Source organism: Cupriavidus sp. UME77 (genome assembly GCF_014170355.1).
Lineage (GTDB): Bacteria > Pseudomonadota > Gammaproteobacteria > Burkholderiales > Burkholderiaceae > Cupriavidus > Cupriavidus basilensis.
Genome location: NZ_LZZU01000025.1, coordinates 66,452 through 87,155 on the forward strand (window position 1 = coordinate 66,452; position 20,704 = coordinate 87,155).

Here is a 20,704-nt window from a genome sequence, read left to right on the forward strand (position 1 = left end):
ACGATGGAGAGTGCTCATGAAAAAGTATGGATCGGCTAAATGGCAAGGCGGCATCAAGGACGGCCAGGGCAGCATCTCGGCGGAGAGCGGCGTGCTCAAGGATGCGCCCTACGGCTTCAAGGCCCGCTTCGAAGGCGGCCCCGGCACCAACCCCGAGGAACTCATCGGGGCGGCCCATGCGGGATGCTTCTCCATGGCGCTGTCCCTGATCCTGGGCGAGGCCAAGATGGTCGCCGAGAGCATTGCCACCAAGGCCACGGTCACGCTCGACAAGGACGGCGCCGGCTTCACCATCACCGCCGTGCACCTGGACGTGACGGTGCGCGTCCCGGGGGCCGACAAGGCGGCGGTGGAGCAATGCCTGCAAGGTGCCAAGGCCGGCTGTCCGGTGTCCAAGCTGCTAAAGGCGGAGATCACCATGGACGCCAAGGTGGAAACCTGATCCGGCCGCGGCGCGCGCCAGGTCCGGCGGGTGGTCAATAGGCAGATAGACCAACAGGTCAATAGGTCGGGCGTGGCCATCCTGGCTACCTATAATGAAGATTCGCCGTCCCGCGCCGCACCTGGCGCGGGACCGCGCGGGCGTTCAATGGACTGAACGCGTCTCCTATATCCAGACCTTCCAAGATAAGGCAGACATCATGCATAGCAGTGAAGCAGTCCTGACTCAGGCTAGGGCGGCCATCGCCCACGTGCCTTTCCACAGCCATCCCATCCATCCCACCATCCACCTGCGCCTGAGCGACGGCGCGCTGATTCTCGAAGGCGAAGTCCCCGATATTGTCGACAAGAGCCGCGTTGCCGCGTCGGTACGCCGTGTCGACGGCGTATCCGCCGTGATCGATCACCTGCGCGTTGCCGATGGCGGCGCGGCGGTTGGCGACGGCGAACTGCGCAATGCCATCTGCGTACGGCTGCTGCAGGCGATCGATTTTCGCAATTGCCGCATCTGCGCGCATGCCAAGGGGAGGATCGAACCTGTGCGCGAAGCCGTTGGCGAGTCCAGCGGAGAGATCGCCATCGAAGTCGTCGACGGCGTGGTGACCCTGCGCGGCCACGTGATCAGCCTGTCGCACATGCGCCTGGCCGGTGTGCTGGCGTGGTGGTCGCGAGGTTGCCGCTGCGTGGTCAACGAGCTGGTGGTGGCCCCGGCCGAGGCCGACCGCGACGACGAAGTCACGGAAGCGCTGAAGCTGGTGCTGGAGACCGACCAGTTCGTCGATGCCGACCGCATCCGCGTGCAGACCAAGGACCGCGTCGTCACGCTCGAAGGCTATGCCACCACCGAGGCCGGCAAACGCCAGGCGGAGCGCGATGCCTGGTACGTGCATGGTGTCGAGGACGTGGTCAACCGCATCGTGCTGAGCAACTAAGCGCCACTGCCAACATCACGTCGCGGGTTCGCAGGTTCGCAGGTTCATAGTTTCAATCGCCGGATCGGATCATGCCGTGCCCGCCGGGCGCGGCATGTCCTCCACGCGCCAGTAGCGCCGCTGCGAGCGCAGCGCAAAGCGCGCCCGGTAGCTCGACATCGACATCCCCGTTGCCCGCTGGAACAGCCGCCTGAACGCCGCCGCGTCACTGTAGCCGCAGGCTTCGGCCACCGCCTGCGAGCCATGCAGGGTCACCTCCAGCAGGGTCTTGGCGCGCTCCACGCGCAGCCCGTGCAGGTATTCCAGCGGCGTCATGCCGCTGACCTGCCGGAAATGCCGCAGCAAGGTCCGCTCGCTCACGGCCGCCGCCTGCGCCACCAGCGCCAGCCGGTACGGCGCATCCACATTGGCCTGCAGCCAGCGCATGGCGCGGTAGACGGGGCTGTCGGCGGTCTTGCTGAGCCAGCGTTGCGACACCAGCTCCGGCGTGAGCTGCTGGCGCTCGGCCTGGTACAGCAGCATGCGCGAGCAGGTCTGCGCCAGGTCCGGGTCATGCAGGTGCCCCAGCACGCGCAGCATGAACTCCGTCTGCAGCGCCGGTGCCACACAGCCAAACACGCGCTGATGCAAGCCCATCGGCTCGCTCGCGGAAAAATCGCAGCGCGGATAGCGCTGGCTCATCCAGCTCTGGAAGGTCCACGGCGCGCCCATGCGCGCGCCATCCAGCAGGCCCAGCTCCGCGGGAAAGGCGATGCCGCTCGCACCCGCCGCGATCCATCCGCCCGCCTGCGCGTGCCGCTCCAGCAAGCGCAGCGCCTGGCTGGCGCCGCCGACGATCTCGCCCAGGTGCGGCGCATTGCGCGCGAGCACGCCCGGCACCACCACCAGCGCATTGCCGTCTTCCGTGGCGCGCCGCCGCCGCGCGGGCTCCAGCCCCAGTGCGGGCAGGGCCAGCGCGCGGCCAGACGGGCCAATCACGGTCCAGCTCAGGTCGCGGTCCGCATCGGGGCGTTGCAGCCGGGCCACCCCGGCCGCGGCGCGCAGCACATCCAGCGCGCCGAACAGCATGCCGGGCATGGCCTCGGGCAACCACAGCAAGCGCACGTGCAGCGGCACGGGGCGGCTGGTGGAGGGCGGCTCGGGCAGGGCGGTAGTGGCAGAAGAGGGAGGCATGGCGGGATCGGCATTCCAATTGGCGGGATTGATCCTACCTTGCCACGCCCGCAAGGGCTAGCATCGTCGCTCGGCGAACCCCCGCCCAAACGCCCCAAACCACAATAACGATGCAAGCAACAGGAGACTTCATGCAGCCATCCCTGCGCCGACTTACCCATACCGCTGTGGCAGCGCTCGCGCTGGCCTTCGGGGCAGCCGGCAGCGCACGCGCCGCGGACACGCAACTGTTGGACGCCGCCCGCGCGGCCGAGCCCGCGTTGATCCAGTCGCTCAAGGACATGGTGTCGATCGAGTCCGGCAGCACCAATGCCGCCGGCCTGGCGCAAATGGCCAGCTTCACGGAAGCACGCCTCAAGGCACTGGGCGCGAGCACCGAGCGCATCGCCGTGACGCAAGGCCCCGGCACCATGGTCAAGGGCACGCTGACCGGCACCGGCAAGCGCCGCATCATGCTGATCGCGCATATGGACACCGTCTACGGTCCCAACACGCTGGCCACCCAGCCGATCAAGCTCGACGGCAACCGCCTGTACGGCCCCGGCATCGCCGACGACAAGGGCGGCATCGCGGTCATCCTGCATGCGCTGGCCATCCTCCAGGCGGCCGGGTGGAAGGACTATGCGCAGATCACCGTGCTGTTCAACCCGGATGAGGAAGTGGGCTCGCTTGGTTCCGGCGACACCATCGCCAAGCTCGCGGAGCAGCACGACGTGGTGCTGTCCTGCGAGCCGTCCGCGGGCTCGGTGGTCATGAAGGGCCAGCCGCTGCTGCTGGCCGCAGCCGGCGTCGCCACGGCCACGCTGGATGTGAAGGGCCGCGCCGCGCATGCGGGCGCCGCGCCGGAGCTGGGCCGCAACGCGCTCTATGAACTCTCTTACCAGATGCTGCAAACGCGTGAAGTGGCCAAGGACGTGCCGGGCGCCGCGCTGATCTGGACCCAGGCCAACACCAACGGCCCGCTGAACCAGATCACCGAAAAGGCCAGCGCCGTGGGCGACGTGCGCCTGACCCAGCCCGACGCGCAGGACAAGCTGCAGGCCGCGCTGCAAGCCAAGGTCAGCGCAAGCAAGCTGGTCCCCGACACCGAAACCACGGTCAAAGTCATCTCCGGGCGTCCGCCCTACGTGAGCGATGCGCGCAGCCGCGCGCTGGCGGCAAAAGCCCAGGCGATCTACAAGGAGATCGACCGCGAGCTGGCGCTGGTGCCGCAGACCGGGGGCGGCACCGACGCCGGCTTCGCCGTGCGCTCGGGCAAGGCCACGGTGCTGGAGAGCTTCGGCCTGGCGGGATTCGGATACCACGCCCGCGACGAATACATCGAGATCGACTCGATCGTGCCGCGGCTCTACCTGATGTCGCGCATCCTGCAGGAAATCGGGCGCAACTAAGGCGCTGCGGCGCGGGCGGCAGCACCCTTGCGCTGCGGCGCGGGCGGCAGCACCCTTGCGCTGCCGCCCGCGCCCGCGCTAGCATCGCCCGGCAGGCATCCCGGCTTGCCTTCGCAACGACCCAATCCTCCACAGGAGACACCATGCATCCCTCCCTGCGCCGGCTGACCCAGGCGGCCATCGCCACCCTGATTCTCGCCACCGGCGGCGCCCACGTTGCCCACGCCGCCGACACTCAATTGCTGGCCGCCGCACGCACCGCGGAGCCCGCGGTGATCCAGTCGCTCAAGGAGATGGTGTCGATCGAGTCCGGCAGCGCCAACGCGGCGGGCCTGGCGCAGATGGCCAGCTACACCGAAGGCCGGCTGGCGGCGCTGGGCGCCCGCACCGAGCGCATCGCGGTCACCAAGGGCCCGGGCATCATGGTCAAGGGCACGCTGACCGGCACGGGCAAGCGCCGCATCATGCTGATCGCGCATATGGATACGGTCTATCCGGCCAACATACTGGCAACGCAGCCCATCAAGCAGGACGGCAACCGCCTGTACGGCCCCGGCATCGCCGACGACAAAGGCGGCATCGCGGTGATCCTGCATGCACTGGCCATCCTCAAGGCGGCCGGCTGGAACGACTATGCCGAGCTGACCGTGCTGTTCAACCCCGACGAGGAAGTCGGCTCCATCGGCTCCGGCGAGACCATCGCCAAACTGGCCGACCAGCACGACGTCGTGCTGTCGTTCGAGCCGACCGCCGCCAAGGCCGTGGTCAAGACCGAGGCCCTGCTGATGGGCGCCAGCGGCACGGCAACCGCCGTCATGGAAGTCAAGGGGCGCGCCTCGCACGCCGGCGCCGCGCCGGAACTGGGCCGCAATGCGCTGATCGAGCTGGCCTACCAGCTGCAGCAAACGCGCGACGTGGCCAAATCCGTGCCGGGCACCCAGCTCAACTGGACCACCGCGCAGGCCGGCGAGGTCCGCAACCAGATACCCGAGCACGCCACCGCCATCGGCGACGTGCGCACCACGGTCAAGGACGGCGCCGGCAAGCTGCAGGCCGCGCTGCAAAAGAAGGTAGACGAAGGCAAGCTCGTCCCCGACACGCAAACCACCGTGACCATGGAAATCGGCCGGCCGCCGTTTGTCGCCAACGCACGCGGCCGCGAGCTGGCGCAGCGCGCGCAAGCCATCTACGCCGAGCTCGACGGCCGCCAGCTGGCACTGGCCGAAGGCACCGGCGGCGCCACCGATGCGGGCTTCGCCGGGCGCTCCGGCAAGGCGGTGGTCGTGGAGAGCTTCGGCTTGGCGGGCTTCGGATACCACGCGCGCGATGAGTACATCGAGATCGATTCCATCGTGCCGCGGCTCTACCTGCTCACGCGCATCCTGCAGGAAATCGGGCGTAGCTGACGCCGCGCCCGGCTCGCGCGCTAAAGGATCGCGGATATCTGCCGTTAATGGAGACGGTTGGAGATAGTCTGAATTCCGTTCTTAGTGAAATGTATCTATTCTGATAATTCCCATTGATTCAGGCGGCTAGGACTAGGATTAGGAATGTCTTAATCCTAGTCCTAATCTTAGGAATTGCCTTTTATCCCGGCGCTAATAACACGCCGCGCGTCTGCTTTTCAATCCCCCTTCAGTAGGTCAAAGCGCGCCCTGCGCTGCGAAATTTCCCGCTATGCCGCTTGCAGCCGTCGATTGGCGGTGTGCGACGGTGTGCGACGGAGTGCAATGCCTGCTCTTGCGCGCTCGCAATACCCCTAGATTCGTACGTGTCCGATTGACCGCATTGCCGTCCTCATTAAATATTGTCCATACATTCAAAGAGAGTGACGGTTGTCGCCAGTCATTCCGGCAAGGGTGCCAGTCATCAGAAAAGCACCGCTAATTCAGGGTCTATCCAATTATGAACAAGGGCAGTTTCCGCCTGGTCTACAGCAGGCATCGCGGGATGCTGGTCGCCGTTGAAGAATCGGCCGCCAGCATCGGAAAAGGACAGCAAGGCGGCGCACGCGCGCAACGGCGCAGCCGCCGCGCAGGGCAAGGCCCGGCGCCTGGCGCATCGATGGCATCGACGGCGGCCGCGCTGCCAGCCATGCCGCGCGCGCGCTTTGCTTCGTTTGCCTCAACTGCCTCGTTGGCCTCGGTTGCCCTGCTTGGGCTGGCGGCCCCGGCCACTGCCCAGATCGTGGCGGACCCCAATGCCGGCGCCAACCGCCCCGGCGTGATCCAGACCAGCAACGGCCTGGCGCAAGTCAACATCACGCGGCCCTCGGGCGCGGGCGTATCCACCAACGCCTACACCCAGTTCGACGTGCCCAAGGGCGGCGCGATCCTCAACAACTCGCCCACCATCGTCTCGACCCAGCAAGCCGGTTTCGTCAACGGCAACCCCAATCTGCTGCCGGGGCAGAACGCGCGCATCATCGTCAACCAGGTCACCAGCGCGCTGCCCAGCCAGTTGCGCGGCTACCTGGAAGTGGCCGGCGCCCGGGCCGAAGTGGTGGTGGCCAACCCCAACGGCATCATGGTGGACGGTGGTGGCTTCATCAACACCAGCCGCGCCACGCTGACCACGGGCGTGCCCGTGTACGGCGGCACCGGCAGCCTCGACGCCTTCCGCGTCACCGGCGGCCAGATCTCGGTGCAGGGCGCCGGGCTGAACGCCGGCAACGTCGACCAGGTCGACCTGATTGCCCGCAGCGTCACCGCCAACGCGGCCATCTATGCCAACAACCTCAACGTCATCGCCGGCGCCAGCCAGGTAGACCGCGCCACGCTGGCCGCCAGGCCCATTGCCGGGACCGGTCCCGCGCCCGGCATCGGCATCGATGTCAGCCAGCTAGGCGGCATGTACGCCAACAAGATCCTGCTGGTCGGCACCGAGGCTGGCGTGGGCGTGAGCCACCGCGGCGTGCTGGCCGCGCAGGCCGGCGACCTGACGCTCAGCGCGCAGGGCCGGCTGGAACTCGCCGGCAAGACCAGCGCCACCGGCAACCTCGCCATCGCCGCGCGCGAAGGCGTGGAGAACAGCGGCACCATCTATGGCGCGCAGGCCGTCTCGCTCGATACCGCAGGCGCGCTCGGCAACAGCGGCACGCTGGCGGCGCAGCAGGGCTTGCGCGTCAATGCAGGCAGCGTGGTCTCCAGCGGCACGTTGGGCGCGGGCGTCAACGGCGACGGCGCGATCGGCCAGCAGGCGGACCTGAGCGTGGTGGCGGCCGGCACGCTGTCGGCCAGCGGCAAGCACCTCGCGGGCGGCAATGCCAGCCTGCAGGGCACGGCGCTGCAGCTCGCCGGCAGCCAGAACGCGGCGCTGGGCAACCTCAGCCTCGCCGCCAGCGCGGGCGACATCAACCTGAGCGGCGCCAGCAGCCAGGCGGGTGGGGCGCTAAGCGCCAATGCCAGCGGGGCGCTCGTCAACGACCGGGGGCAGTTGACGAGCCAGGGCAGCACTACCATCACGGCCGGCAGCGTCTCCAACCAGGGCGGACAGATGCTGGCGCAAGGCGCAGCCACGCTGCAGTCGGCCGGCGCCGTCAACAATCAGCAAGGTGAGCTGCAGGCGGGCGGCGCGCTCGCCGTCAACGCCGGCTCGCTGGACAACGCCACGGGCCGCATCGAAGGCGACCTGGTTGGCGTGCGCACGGCGGGCGACCTGGCCAACCGGGGCGGCGCCATCAACCAGTTCGGCAAGGCAGACACCCGCATCAGCGCGGGTGGCGTCCTGGACAACACCTCGGGCACGCTGGCCACCAACGGCAAGAACCTGACCGTGGACGCGCAGTCGCTGTCCAACGACAGCGGCCACGTTGCGCACGCGGGCGACGGTACGCTGGCCGTGACCAGCCGTGGCGCGCTGGGCAATGCCGCGGGCACCATCCAGACCAACGGCGCGCTGGACCTGCGGGCCGCCGGCGCGGTGACCAACGCGGCCGGCCGGATCGAAACCGCCGGCACGCACAGCGCAATGTCACTTGCCGCCGCGAGCGTGGACAACACCGCCGGGCGCATCGTCAATGCGGGCGATGGCTTGACCCGGGTCCAGGCGCAGCAAGCCTTGGTCAACGCCAATGCGGGCCGGATCGGCGGCAACGGCAAGGTGGAGCTGGCAGCCGCCACGCTGGCCAATCATGCACAGATCACCGCCAAGGGCGATGCCAGCCTGGATGCACAGTCGCTGGACAACGGCCAGGGCAGCATCACGGCGGGCGAAGCGCTCACGGCCACTGTGTCGGGCGCGGCCAGCAATCGCCAGGGCACCCTGTCCGGTGGTGTCGTCGACCTGTCGGCGGCGTCGCTGGACAACGCCGCCGGCCGCATCGAAGGCGACCAGGCCGGCATCCGCACCACAGGCAATTTGTCCAACAACGGCGGCGCCATCAACCAGTTCGGCAAGGCCAATACGGTCATCAACGCGGGTGGCGCCTTCGACAACACCGCGGGCACGCTGGCCACCAACGGCAAGAACCTGACGGTGGACGCGCAGTCGCTGGCCAATGACGGCGGGCGCATCGCGCACGCCGGAGACGGCGCCCTGACCCTGACGAGCCGGGACGCGCTGGGCAATACAGCCGGCGCCATCCAGAGCAACGGCGCACTCGCCGTGCAGGCGGCCTCGCTGGACAACACCCGGGGCAACCTGTCCGCGCAAGGCGCCGCCAGTGTCACCACGGGCGCGGACCTGGTCAACCGCCAGGGCACGCTCTACGGCCAGTCCGGCCTGTCGCTCACCAGCCAGGGCCAGGTGGACAACACCGGCGGCACGGCGCAGACCAGCGGCGATTTGTCGGTCGCAGCCGCTGGCACACTGAGCAACGCCGCCGGCACGCTCACCGCCAACGGCGCGCACGGCAAGGCCACCGTCTCCGCATCCGGCATCGACAACCGCGGCGGGCGGCTTGCCAACGCGGGCGACGGCGCCACCACCATCACCGCCGCCGGCGCGCTGGACAACACCAGCGGCACGCTCGGCGGCAACGGCGACGTGACCCTCGCCGCCACCGATCTTGCCAACGCAAGCGGCGCGCAGATCGCCGCGGCCGGCGCGCTCACGCTGGGCGTGACCCGCAGCGTGGACAATCGCAGCGGCAGGATCTACGGCGCCAAGGGCCTGACCCTCAACCAGGCCAGCACCACGCTTGCCAATGAAGGCGGCAACGTGCTTGGCGGCACCGACGTGCAGCTCACCGTCGCATCCATGACAAACCAGGGCGGCGCGGTACGCGCCAACCAGGACGTGGGCGTATCCAGCCGCGCCGGCACCGTCAGCGGCAGCGGCGAGATGACGGCGGGGCGCAACCTGACGCTCAACGTAGCGGGCGACTATCTCAACGACGCCGCCAACAAGCTGCGCGCCGACGGCGACCTGCAACTGCGTGCCAGCGGCGCGGTCACCAACACCGGCACGCTGGCGGCCGGCGGCAGCCTGGCCGTGCGTGGCGCCAATGTGAACAACGCCGCCGGCGCCGGCATCAACTCGCAGGCCACCACCGTCCAGGCCGACGGCACCATCACCAACGCCGGACGCATCGAAGGCAAAGCCGTCAACACCATCAGCGGCGCACTGGCCAACACCGGCGCCGTGATCGGCAACACCGTGCAGGTGCAGGCAGCGGTGTTAAGCAATACCGGCCCGGCCGCCGTCATCGCCGCCGCGCAGGACCTCAAGATCCATGCGTCAAACGCCGTCTCCAACCTGGACGGCGCGCTGATCTACAGCGCCGGCAACCTGCAGATCGCCCGCGACGGCACGCGCGACCCGGGCACCGGCATGCTGGCCAACCAGGTCGGCGTGCTCAACAACCGCTCGGCAACGATCGAGGCAGACGGCGATATCGACATCGCCGCGCGCACGGTCAACAACACGCGTACCAGCATCGTGACCGAGGCGGGCACGCCGCAGACCACGGCGACGCAGACGCTCTCGCTCTGGCTCGCCGGGCTGGGTGACGGAGAAACCAATGGTCACTTAAGTGCCACGTTCCCCGGATGGGCCTGGCGCACTACGGCGGCAAGCATCAGCGGGGACATGGTCAACGCGCTGCGCGCCCCGGTCACGCTCGAAGTGCCGAAGTCCAAGGTGGTCAATCTCAATACCACGGCCAAGACGCTTTCCTTCACGGAGCCGCCCTTTGAGACATACGGCGGCTACTTCGGCCCGATCTGCAACGACAACGGCTGCACCGGCGGAGACGGTCCGGGCGGGCGCCCGTTTGCCACCAACCCCACCCAGTACTACCAGGACATCCAGGACACCGGCACCACCTACAGGATCACCTTCTGGCCTGACTGGGACCCTGCCAAGCACCTCCGCCCGGACCAGGTGCGCGTGCGCTACGACCTCGGCCCGGACGTTCACGACTACAGCGAGACTTCCCGCACCACCGTCACCACTGTTGCCACCGACCGCCTGGTCAGCGCGACCCCCGCGGCCAAGGTCCAGGCCCAGGGCTCGATCCGCATCAATAGCGACGGTGGCAGCATCCTGAACCAGTCGTCCATCATGGCCGCCGGCGGCAACCTGTCCCGGCGCGCTGCCGGCGGCGGGGTACAGGACGTCGGCACGGTGCTCCAGCAGACGGTCAGCACCACCGACACCTCCACGTTCTACTGGCACCAGAAATCCGGCGGCAACAGCGATGAGCAAACGGTGCCGTATCCGACCACGCCCCAGGCGCCCACCACGGTAGCCGCGCTGCCGGCCCTTGCCACCGCCAACCAGGCGGTGCAGACCACCGCGCAGGACATCACCGTCGGCTCCGTCAACCGCGTCGGCCAGACTGTCACTGGCAGCGGCGTGGCCGGCGGCAGCGCCTCGGGCACGCAGCTTGACAGCCTCGCGGGCACGGCCGGCGCCGCGCCAACGCTCGGCGCCGGCCCCGTCGCGGCCGCCACCGGCACCACCAACCGCCCGCAGACGCTCGGCACCGCCGCCGGCGGCATCCCCAACCTGACGCTGCCCGTCAACGGCCTGTTCACGCTGCGCCCGGCCCCGGCCACGCCCTACCTGATCGAGACCGATTCACGCTTCACCCAGTACAAGACCTTCCTCTCCAGCGACTACATGCTGGGCGCCCTCGGCCTGGACCCGCAGCAGGTGCAAAAGCGCCTCGGCGACGGCTTCTATGAAGAAAAGCTCGTCCGCGACCAGGTCACGGCACTAACCGGCCGTACCTTCCTGGCCGGCTACACCGACCAGCTGAAGGAATACCAGGCCCTGATGAACAGCGGCGTGACCTACGCCAAATCCTTCGGCCTGTCTCCCGGCGTAGGCCTGTCCGATGACCAGATGCGCCAGCTCACCACCGACATGGTCTGGCTGGTAGCGCAAGACGTGACACTGCCCGACGGCACGCATCAATCGGTGCTGGTGCCCAAGGTCTACCTGGCGCAGTCCAACGCGGTCGACCTCAACAGCACCGGCGCGCTCGTCACCGGCAACAGCGTCGCGCTCAATGCCACCGGCAACGTCAACAACAGCGGGCGCATCGTTGGCGACGTCGCCACGCAGGTGCTTGGCAACAACATCGTCAACCGCGGCGCCATTGGCGACACCACCGGCACCACCGTGGTCCAGGCCCTGCAGGACGTGCGCAACCTGGGCGGGCGCATCGGCGGCCAGGACGTCCTGGTGCAAGCCGGGCGCGATGTGGTCAACGAAACGCAGACCGTCACGGAAGTCCGCACGATCGGGCCCAACGGCTACAGCGCGGGCGCCACGGGCGTGGCCGCGGTGGCGGCCATTTCGGCAACCGGCAACGCCGTGGTGCTGGCCGGGCGCGATGTCACCCTCAGCGGCGCCGTGCTCGAAGCCGGCAAGGGCGCACTGATCGGCGCCGGCCGCGACCTCACCATTGGCGCGGTCACCCTCGGCACCACGCAGGATGCAGTTTCGCGCGGCGGGCAAAGCTATGCCCACGACAAGACCAGCACGGTGGCCGGCAGCACGGTGCAGGCAGGCGGCAGTGTGGTGGCGGTGGCCGGGCGCGACGCCGCGCTGGCGGGGTCCACGGTGGGGGCGGGCGGCGATGTCTCCCTGATCGCCGGGCGGGATCTCACCGTCACGGCCGCGAAAGACACCACCGCCCACAGCGAAGGCTCGCTGGGCGGCAAGGGCGCGTCCTACACGCAGTCCGCCTATGACGAAACCGTGCGCGGCAGCACCGTGCAAGGCGGCACCAGCGCCACCCTGGCAGCCGGGCAAACAACGCTGGCAGCCGGCCTGCTGGAAGCCAACGGCATCACCGCCGCGCCGGTCACAGGCACCGGCAAGGGCAGCGTCACGCTGACCGGCTCGGAAGTCAGCGCCGGCAAGCCCGGCGTGACTGGCGCGAGCGGCGTGAGCGGCTCCGGCGTCAGCATCGTCGCCACCCAGGACATCACCATCGGCGAAGCCCGGGAAGTGCACGACGCCAGCTACGACAGCCGCAGCAGAAGCAGCGGCCTGCTCTCGCGCAGCGCCAGCCACGACCAGACCAGCAGCCATGCCGACCTTGGCGTAGGCAGCCTGGTCAGCGGCGACACCGTGCGCGTGACCGCCGGCAACGACCTCACCGTGCGCCAGAGCGGCATCGCCGCCACCGACGGCGTGTCCCTGGCCGCCACCAAAGGCAACGTGCTGATCACCGCCGGCCAGAACACCCGCGAAGAAAGCTACGCGCACGAGCAGAAATCCTCCGGCCTCTCCGCCTTTGCCGGCAAGGGCGGCATCGGCGTCTCGGCAGGCAGCAACCAGGCCAACAGCGCCGGGCACGCACTTGCCGTCACCCAGAGCGATGCGCGCAGCACGGTGGGCGCCACCAACGGCAATGTCACCATCAGCGCCGGGCGCGACGCCACCATCCTCGGCAGCGACCTGATCGCCGGGCGCAAGGAAGGCAACACCACCGCCGGCCATATCGACATCCAGGCGCAGAACATCGCCGTGCTGGCCGGCGTGGACCACATCACCCAGGAAAGCAGCCAGAGCAGCCGCTCCAGCGGCCTGTCCATGGCGCTCACCGGCACGCCGCTCGACACGGCGCGCAACCTCCAGGACATCCAGCGCAACCCCAGCACCGTCACCCGCGCCAAGCAAACGCTCAATGAACTCGGCGCCGCCGCCTTCACCGCGCCGCAGGTGGGCATCACCTTTGGCAGCAACCGCAGCAGCAGCCAGGTGCAGACCGAATCGATCTCCCAGCGCGGCAGCCAGCTCACCGCCGCCGGCGATATCCGCCTGCGCGCCACCGGCAACGGCGACAAGGACGCCAACGGCAAAGCCACCGACGGCAATATCCTGATCGCCGGCAGCACCGTCAGCGCCGGCGCCGCCGCCATCCTCGACGCCCAGCGCGACGTCCTGCTGCAAGCCTCCACCGACAGCTACCGCGAAGCCACCAGCTCCAGCAGCAGCGGCTGGAGCCTGAGCACCGCCGCGCCCTCGCTTGGCGATGTCGGCCGCTTTGTCGGCGGTGGCCCCAACAACGGCGGCGTCTCCATGCTGCCGTACGGCAACCAGAAAGCCAGCGCCAGCGGCGACGCCAGCGCCGCCCGGCAAAACGCCACGGTGGTCACCGGCAACACCGTCGCCGTCAAGGCCCGCAGCGGCGACATCACCATCGCCGGCAGCGGCCTGTCCGCCGAAGGCGACCTCACGCTAGCCGCCCTGCAAGGCAAGGTCGACATCCTCTCCGGCCAGGACAGCAAGACCAAGCGCAGCGACAGCAGCAGCCGCCAGATCGGCGACCTGGGTGGCACCGGCTACACCGGCACCGTCGGCATCCGCACCGAGTCCCACCACCTGGACACGGCGCAGACCACCGAAAACACCATTCGCAGCCAGGTGGTCAGCCAGAACGGCAGCGTCACCATCAGCGCCAAGGACGACCTCACCGCACGCGGCGCCGACATCGCCGCCGGGAAAGACGTCACGCTGATCGGCAAGAACGTGGTGCTTGACCCCGGCAAGGACACCGCAAACAGCCACCAGGTCGACAAAACCAGCCAGTACGGCGTCACGCTCGCCCTGTCCGGCTACGCGGTGACCGCCGCGCAAACCATCGAGAACGCCGCCCGCGGCATGGAAGACAGCAAGAACGACCGCCTGCGCGGGCTCTACGCGGCGCAGGCCGCGCTCGCGGTCGCCAACGGCGTCAGCACCGTCCGGGACCTCGCCAGCGGCGGCACCGGCGGCACCGCGCTGATCAAAGCCACCGTCAGCATCGGCGGCGGCAGCTCCGAGGCCGAATCCCGCAGCCAGGCCAGCGCCAACCAAGGCATCACCGTCAAGGCCGGCAACGCCGTCACCATCGTCGCCGCCGGCTCCGGCGGCAAGGACGCCAACGGCTACGCCACCGACGGCGACATCACCGGGCGCGGCGTACAGATCGACGGCAAAACCGTCACCCTCAGCGCCGCCCGCGACGTCAACCTGGAAAGCGCGCAAGACGCCGCCAGCCAAAGCAGCAAGAGCGGCGGCAGCAACGCCAGCATCGGCGTGGGCCTCGCACTCGGCGGACAGCAAAACGGCTTCACGCTCGAACTCGCCGCCAGCCAGAACAAGGCCAAGGGCGACGGCGACTCCGTCACCAACCACAACAGCCATGTCAGCGCCAGCGACCAGCTCACTATCACCAGCGGGCGCGACACCAACCTCAAGGGCGCGCAAGTCACCGGCGACATCGTGCGGGCAGACGTGGGGCGCAACCTCAATGTAGAAAGCCGGCAAGACACCGACAACTACCACAGCCGCGAATCGTCATCCGGCTTCCAGGCCAGCCTGTGCGTGCCCCCGATCTGCTACGGCACCACGGTCAGCGGCAGCGTCAGTGTGTCGAGCGGCAACACCGACAGCACCTACAACTCGGTCAGGGAGCAAAGCGGCATCTACGCGGGCAATGGGGGCTTCCAGGTCAACGTCAAGGAGAACACGGACCTGAAGGGCGCGGTGCTGGCCAGCACCGCTGACGCTGGCAAGAACAGCCTCACCACCGGCACGCTGACCACCAGCGATATTGAGAACAAGGCGGAGTACAGCAGTAGTTCGTCGACTATTGCAGCTAGCTTCGACAGTGGTCAGAGCCTGCTGAAGAACGGCGTGAACACCCTTGCGGCCACGGCGGCGGGGAATGCGCAAAAGGCAATCGAAGGCGATGCCGCCGGCACTACCAGGAGCGCCATTGCCAATGGCACGGTCACTATCACCAATGCCGAGGCGCAGAAGGAGAAGACTGGCAAGACTGTGGACGAAACGCTTGCCAGCTTGAATCGGGATACGGATGGCGCTAATCAGGCGATCGATAAGATCTTTGATGCGAAGAAAGTAAAGGAGCAGCAGGAGGAGAACAAGGTCCGGGCCGAACTGGTGCAGCAGTTGGCGCCGATGGTTTATAGCAAGGTCGGCGACATGCTGGTGGGCTCCTCTCCTGACACCAAGGCCGCTGTCCATGCTCTGGTGGGCGGTCTGCTTGCCCAGGCGGCCGGCGGCAGCTTCGCTGCGGGTGCTGCAGGTGGGGCGGCGGCCTCGCTGGCAATGGAGGCTTTTGGTAAGGCGCTTCTCGATCAGCCTGGTTTGAGTGATAGCGATCGTAAGGCGTTGGTGCAGTTGGCTGGGTTGGTGGTTGGTGGGGTGGCCGGTGGCGCGGCAGGTGGGTCGGTTGCAGATGTTGCTGCGGGTGCGAATATTGGGAAAGTGGCGACGGAGAACAACTACCTGAACCACGCACAGAAGCGTGAGCGAGCCGAAGCGCAGGCAGAGTGCAAAGACGATGCTTGTAGACAGCAAGTGCAGGCGGAATTTGCGAAGGAATGGGAGAAAAATCGCGCGAGCGTCGAGAATTGTGCGAGCCAGTCCGAATGCCTGTCTATCGCCACATCCCTGCGGATTGAGCAGCAGGAACAAGGTCAGCGCATGGCCGACTTACAGGCAAAGGGGCCAGGCAATTGGACGGAGGCTGAACGCATTGAATATGCTGATCTCCGCTTTGGCGACACTAGCATCAATCAGATGCGTAGTGTGGCTTTGGGCAACGCGGCAAGATTGGCTGGAAGCACGGCGCTTGGCGAGCAGGAAACGGCCAAGTTGGTGGCAGAGATTGGGATTGGCGCGGTGCCAGGATTTGGGGCCACGGTTGGTGGAGGTAAACCTCCCCAGAGCGGTGTCATCGCAAACAATGCCGGGCTCAGGGCGACGGATCTCCAATTGTCCAGAACCGTGCAGAACCACCTTGGGGACATGAGTGGCGGGAACGCGAGCCGCCCATACGGTGACTCTCGAATATTAATGCAGAGTATTATGGACTCGACCGCATCAATACCCGATCCTGGCGGAGTTCCCGGCGCCTTACGCTGGGACACCGCTGGTACACTCAACGGAAGACGTGGTACGTATGAATTGGTTGTGAATCCGAGTACAAAAACTGTTTTGCATTTTCTTTTTAAAGCTGATAAAAAATGAAATTCGCGTGGAATTTTGGGTCAAAACTGAGCGGGCAATTGGTGTATTACCGTGCTGATTATTCAATTGATTTTATTCCAGAAGAAAAAGATATTAAGAGCAAGGTTGGTGATGTGGGGACAGGTTGTATTTCGATTGGAACTCTGCAATTAGAATTATCAATTTTGACTGGTGAGGTACTGTTTCCTTGGGGCTTGTTTCCAGCGACGAGGTGGGAAGAGGTGACGCTAAAAACACCGATCTTCGAGGGTGGGAGAATTTTTCTTATGGATCCATCGATTTTGGTTTGCGGAGGGGGAGTTGATTTGATTGGATTTGGCGATTGGAAAACCTATTTTGATAGCTTGTCTGGGTGGATCTATACCGGAACCGAGGAGCCTGCAGAGATAGTAATCGGATTTGGAGAAAATGTGGGAGCCTCTTTATCAGGGGAGAAACTCATCGGTTTGTGGATGAAGCCGTCCTTCGAGTGAGGCAATCAGTATCCAGTGCAGCAATGGATGCGCGGGGGCAGTTTGCCGACGTTATTATTGACGCACGGAATCGGCCGGGTTTACAGGCAGATATCGCTAAACCGTGCATACTCGGCAGATTCAAGATCTGGTGCCAAGATTAAGAATATTACTATCATTAATCAGGGGGCAGTGCACGTTACGGCGTTACCGCAATGACAGCTATAGTTTACGGGTATCCGACGGAAAGCGAGTTGCGCGAAAAGATAGAATTTCAACTTGGATGGCGTGGAAAAACTGAGATAGTTGCACTGATCTGGCGCGGCCATCTATCTGGTTTATTGGAATCGGGGTTTATCGCAGTGGATGTATTCAACCGGCTTTGCGCAATGCTCACAAAAATTGATTGTAAGGCATTCGTGGAGTTATTTTTGGACGATCCGATTGCGCCAGAACTTGATCGCGAAATAGAAGAGTTAATGCGCAAGAGCCAATAGCCAAAATCGGCAGCTACATTCCGGATAATCAGAGATGGATCAAGGCCAACGCCAACCAGGCTATCGGAAAGATATTCGATGCACAGAAGGTGAAGGGCGAGCAGGGGCGGAAGTAGTGCGATCAGAAGATACAAACCAAGGGCGAGATTTGCTTGATTTTATTGAAGAACTCGGCCGGCTCGCCTGGCAAAAATTTGAATCCAGGTATCCAGAAATTCAATTTAGAGGTCAGCAACCGAAAATGGAAGATAGGTCGGCGATGCCGCCTTATACTAGCTTTCGATTTGAGAATGAACACCCGGAAGTAGTTCATAGACTTGGATTCGCGGTAGAAACATACAGCGGAGAGATTGAGTGGGTCATGGAAGGACACTCGCGAGAAATGTTTCCGGGAACAACAAACTGGGTTATCTATCCAAAGAGAACATCTGAATCTCGGAAAATCGCTCTCGACGCTGGCACGGTGGTTGGTCATTATATGGCACTGAACTATCCGGAGTTTTGGCCGATAGCCTATGCTGATCTTTTGGGGTTGGTTTCGCATGTTCGCTCTGTATTTTCCGGTGAATAACTGTAAGGTAAGTTTCTAGTTACTTCGCTTGAAGGAAGCGGATACTCGTTCGGTTGATCCTTTTTGGACATCCGGGAAAAGCACCGAGAACGCTGCCTGAATAGTTCCAGTCACCTGAGGTGGAGACAATGAACGAGTCAGAATTGACCATTGAGCAAGCGTATCGTGCAATGTTCTATTTTCTTGAGCATGAGTACGAGTTGACAAAATCGGATGAGCTCGGGGGAATACTCGGATCCCTCTCTTGGCAGGTGTGGGAGGGTGGGCATGGCCCAGCCGATCCTGCAGCTTGGAATGACTGGCTGGAAGCGGTACGGAAGGCCAAAGGTATCAGCGAGGGTGCCTCGTCCCCCGAATGATGATGTGGAGAAATTTCCGAATACGCCGAGCGAGACTCAATCGTCTGATTGGAGTGTGTTTGCAGATCAGCGACATCGGTTGCGCTGAAATATGCGGGCAGTGGCGGCTTCCAGGTCAACGTCAAGGAGAACACGGACCTGAAGGGGGCGGTGCTGGCCAGTACCGCTGACGCTGGCAAGAACAGCCTCACCACCGGCACGCTGACCACCAGCGATATTGAGAACAAGGCGGAGTACAGCAGCAGTTCGTCGACCATTGCCGGCAGCTTCGACAGTGGTCAGAGCCTGCTGAAGAACGGCGTGAACACCCTTGCGGCCACGGCGGCAGGGAGTGCGCAAAAGGCAATCGAAGGCGATGCCGCCGGCACTACCAAGAGCGCTATTGCCAATGGCACGGTCACTATCACCAATGCTGAGGCGCAGAAGGAGAAGACTGGCAAGACGGTGGAAGAAGTGCTTGCCAGCTTGAATCGGGATACGGATGGCGCTAACCAGGCTCTCGATAAGATCTTTGATGCGAAGAAGGTGAAGGAGCAGCAGGAGGCAAACAAGCTGCAGGCGCAGATCGTGCAGCAGGTGATGCCGATGGTGTACCAGCGTATTGGCACCGCGTTGCAGGGGCAGCCTGAGGCCATCAAGGTTGCGGTCCACGCGTTGGTTGGTGGCCTGGTCAGTCAAGCGCTCGGAGGCGACTTTGGCAAGGGTGTCGCGGGAGTAGCTGCCGGTACGGCGGCGATTGCGTTGCTGAATGACAAGCTGGGCAGCATGGGGCTATCGGAGGATGACCGCAACGCTGTGCTGCAGACCGTTGGGATGTTGGTTGCGGGGGCTGTGGGGGGAGGCGGGGCTGAGGGGAGTGCTGCGGCGGCTACGGCTGGGATGGCGGATGCCTACAATCGCCAGTTGCACCCTGGCGAATATGACATCGCAAGACGATATGGAAAGCTAGTAGCTGACAAGTTGGGCATTCCTGTTGATCAAGCTGAAGGCAGAATTGTTGCGGAACTGCAGCGCAACGTGGATGGGCAAACTGCCCAAGCCAGCGGAGGTGTGCACGATTACTCGGTGCGCTCGATTCTTGGATGCCAAATGCTGGAGTGCAATGCGTCGGCTACCGACTCGAACTACGGGAACCGCAACTACAATTCGCAATACATAGCGTCCAATCAGCGGGGATATGATCTCGGCGCCGCACAGATCAATACCGGGCAGACGCCCGGTCAGTTGGCAGACAGTAATATCAAGAAGGACCCCGTTGGGGCCACTTTGGCAGGTGCGGGAATGATTGGACTAGGTGTCGTGACAGCAGGTGGAGTACCGACGCTTGCTGGGATGGCAACCGGCGGCACCATTGGAGGCGTGGCCAACGCCAGTATGCAGGCAGCGTTCAATAACGGCTCAGTGAATCCTGTAGACGTCGCATTTGGAACGCTCACAGGTGCGCTGACTTACGGAACAGGGCTACTGCCTTCACTCTTGACCAATACTGGCGGCGCATTGGCAGCATCTGGCATTAAGGGGGATAACCCAAATGGAGGAATGCTGGGGGCAGCAGTCGGCACAGCCGTTGGCTATGGGTTCGGATCAGTAGTTGAAAATTACCAAGCAAGGTCTTTAATCCTTGGTATCGTTCACAATGGAAAGGCCTTGGATTTGGGATTTCTTCTGCTGTTCCAAAGAGCCCGATTCCGTCATTGCTTGGCGGTGGCGTTAGCGCATTCGGGCAGGAAGTAACTGGAAATTCTATAAATATAATTAAAAGTGGGAAGTGATGTGAGGTCTAAATTGAAGAAAGAATTGATGGCGCTGAGTTATTTTGTTTTACTTTCTGGTGTTGTATATCTCTTTGCGGGAGCATTTTTTTTGCTTATCTTCGTCCCGTTTTTGAGATGGTTTTTTATTAATTCTACGTACGAGTGGCCAGAATTGACGGAAATCGTAAAGTATATCAAGGCGGTAGCGATGCTTACGTTAGTCACGGCGCTCCCCCTTTGGTATAGCGAAAAAAGGCAATCAGGTCGTTGATGTCTGCGGCACGTATGGCGGCAAGTGAAATATTATGATCGGCCGATCATGAAGGATTTCTCGCCCATAATTTAATGAGTTTCATCGATGGAATTTGAGACGTTTTTGAGATGTCAGTCAACGTTTTTGGTTGATATTTCGGTCTTGTATGAAGTATGAAAAATGAAACTTACTAAGTTTTCAGAAAGTATTGTCAGGCCGCAGCGTATTGGCACTCCGGCTGGCGAAAGAACGACTTGACTAACTCAGGCAGTCGTTGAATGCGACGTAACGCACTTCTCGCCAATTTCTTCATTTCGTTCTTTCCCTGGACTAAACGCTTGGAGACTTGCCGCTTCACGTGCGCCCACACCTGCTCGTCGGGGTTCAGGTGAGGAGAATACGGCGGCAGGTAGAACAGCTTCAGCCGGCCTTGCTCACTTTCG

Annotated in this window: 12 protein-coding genes; 10 read left to right on the forward strand and 2 right to left on the reverse strand. The window is 64.2% G+C overall.

The features are described 5' to 3' along the window. Window positions 1–16 precede the first annotated feature (16 nt). The gene (locus tag A9975_RS10905) at window positions 17–442 is read left to right on the forward strand and encodes an OsmC family protein (RefSeq protein WP_150988105.1); all 426 of its coding nucleotides are present in this window, start codon (window positions 17–19) and stop codon (window positions 440–442) included. Between the two features lie 199 nt (window positions 443–641). Further along, window positions 642–1,373: a BON domain-containing protein gene (locus A9975_RS10910; protein ID WP_183032701.1), complete on the forward strand. Its 732-nt coding sequence runs from the start codon at window positions 642–644 to the stop codon at window positions 1,371–1,373. Window positions 1,374–1,442: 69 nt separating this feature from the next. Here A9975_RS10910 and A9975_RS10915 read toward each other — a convergent pair whose 3' ends face one another. Continuing rightward, on the reverse strand, window positions 1,443–2,546 hold the full coding sequence (locus A9975_RS10915) for a GlxA family transcriptional regulator (protein ID WP_183032702.1): 1,104 nt from the start codon (window positions 2,544–2,546) through the stop codon (window positions 1,443–1,445). A gap of 131 nt (window positions 2,547–2,677) precedes the next feature. Between A9975_RS10915 and A9975_RS10920 the strand changes: the two genes are divergently transcribed. The 8 genes from A9975_RS10920 (at window position 2,678) to A9975_RS10955 (ending at window position 19,988) form a co-directional block, all read left to right on the forward strand. Continuing rightward, window positions 2,678–3,937 (forward strand): glutamate carboxypeptidase, encoded by a 1,260-nt coding sequence (locus tag A9975_RS10920; RefSeq protein WP_183032703.1) that lies wholly within the window; start codon window positions 2,678–2,680, stop codon window positions 3,935–3,937. Window positions 3,938–4,080: 143 nt separating this feature from the next. After that, complete coding sequence (locus A9975_RS10925; protein ID WP_183032704.1) at window positions 4,081–5,343, forward strand: M20/M25/M40 family metallo-hydrolase; 1,263 nt, start codon at window positions 4,081–4,083, stop codon at window positions 5,341–5,343. Window positions 5,344–5,842: 499 nt separating this feature from the next. Next, window positions 5,843–16,375 carry a hemagglutinin repeat-containing protein gene (locus A9975_RS10930; protein WP_183032705.1) on the forward strand — a complete coding sequence of 3,511 codons (10,533 nt, stop codon included), beginning with the start codon at window positions 5,843–5,845 and terminating at the stop codon, window positions 16,373–16,375. Continuing rightward, a complete protein-coding gene (locus A9975_RS10935; protein WP_183032706.1) occupies window positions 16,372–16,848 on the forward strand; it encodes a hypothetical protein in 477 nt (158 codons plus the stop codon). The genes A9975_RS10930 and A9975_RS10935 overlap by 4 nt, the downstream gene beginning before the upstream one ends. Before the next feature lie 194 nt (window positions 16,849–17,042). Continuing rightward, window positions 17,043–17,324 carry a hypothetical protein gene (locus tag A9975_RS10940; RefSeq protein ID WP_220810701.1) on the forward strand — a complete coding sequence of 94 codons (282 nt, stop codon included), beginning with the start codon at window positions 17,043–17,045 and terminating at the stop codon, window positions 17,322–17,324. Between the two features lie 34 nt (window positions 17,325–17,358). After that, a complete protein-coding gene (locus A9975_RS10945; RefSeq protein ID WP_183032707.1) occupies window positions 17,359–17,895 on the forward strand; it encodes a hypothetical protein in 537 nt (178 codons plus the stop codon). Between the two features lie 128 nt (window positions 17,896–18,023). Continuing rightward, complete coding sequence (locus A9975_RS10950; protein ID WP_183032708.1) at window positions 18,024–18,254, forward strand: hypothetical protein; 231 nt, start codon at window positions 18,024–18,026, stop codon at window positions 18,252–18,254. Window positions 18,255–18,404: 150 nt separating this feature from the next. Beyond that, a complete protein-coding gene (locus tag A9975_RS10955) occupies window positions 18,405–19,988 on the forward strand; it encodes a hypothetical protein (protein WP_183032709.1) in 1,584 nt (527 codons plus the stop codon). Window positions 19,989–20,472: 484 nt separating this feature from the next. Here the strand turns inward: A9975_RS10955 and A9975_RS10960 are convergent. Continuing rightward, a partial coding sequence (locus A9975_RS10960) for a transposase (RefSeq protein ID WP_183032710.1) occupies window positions 20,473–20,704 on the reverse strand: 232 nt, incomplete at its 5' end.

What these genes read in the sequence shown, in the direction of transcription:
- A9975_RS10930 (WP_183032705.1), top strand. Translation starts at nt 5,843, where the DNA reads ATGAACAAGGGCAGTTTCCGCCTGGTCTACAGCAGGCATCGCGGGATG.
- A9975_RS10935 (WP_183032706.1), top strand. Translation starts at nt 16,372, where the DNA reads ATGAAATTCGCGTGGAATTTTGGGTCAAAACTGAGCGGGCAATTGGTG.
- A9975_RS10910 (WP_183032701.1), top strand. Translation starts at nt 642, where the DNA reads ATGCATAGCAGTGAAGCAGTCCTGACTCAGGCTAGGGCGGCCATCGCC.
- A9975_RS10920 (WP_183032703.1), top strand. Translation starts at nt 2,678, where the DNA reads ATGCAGCCATCCCTGCGCCGACTTACCCATACCGCTGTGGCAGCGCTC.
- A9975_RS10905 (WP_150988105.1), top strand. Translation starts at nt 17, where the DNA reads ATGAAAAAGTATGGATCGGCTAAATGGCAAGGCGGCATCAAGGACGGC.
- A9975_RS10945 (WP_183032707.1), top strand. Translation starts at nt 17,359, where the DNA reads ATGGATCAAGGCCAACGCCAACCAGGCTATCGGAAAGATATTCGATGC.
- A9975_RS10940 (WP_220810701.1), top strand. Translation starts at nt 17,043, where the DNA reads ATGACAGCTATAGTTTACGGGTATCCGACGGAAAGCGAGTTGCGCGAA.
- A9975_RS10950 (WP_183032708.1), top strand. Translation starts at nt 18,024, where the DNA reads ATGAACGAGTCAGAATTGACCATTGAGCAAGCGTATCGTGCAATGTTC.
- A9975_RS10925 (WP_183032704.1), top strand. Translation starts at nt 4,081, where the DNA reads ATGCATCCCTCCCTGCGCCGGCTGACCCAGGCGGCCATCGCCACCCTG.
- A9975_RS10915 (WP_183032702.1), bottom strand. Translation starts at nt 2,546, where the DNA reads ATGCCTCCCTCTTCTGCCACTACCGCCCTGCCCGAGCCGCCCTCCACC.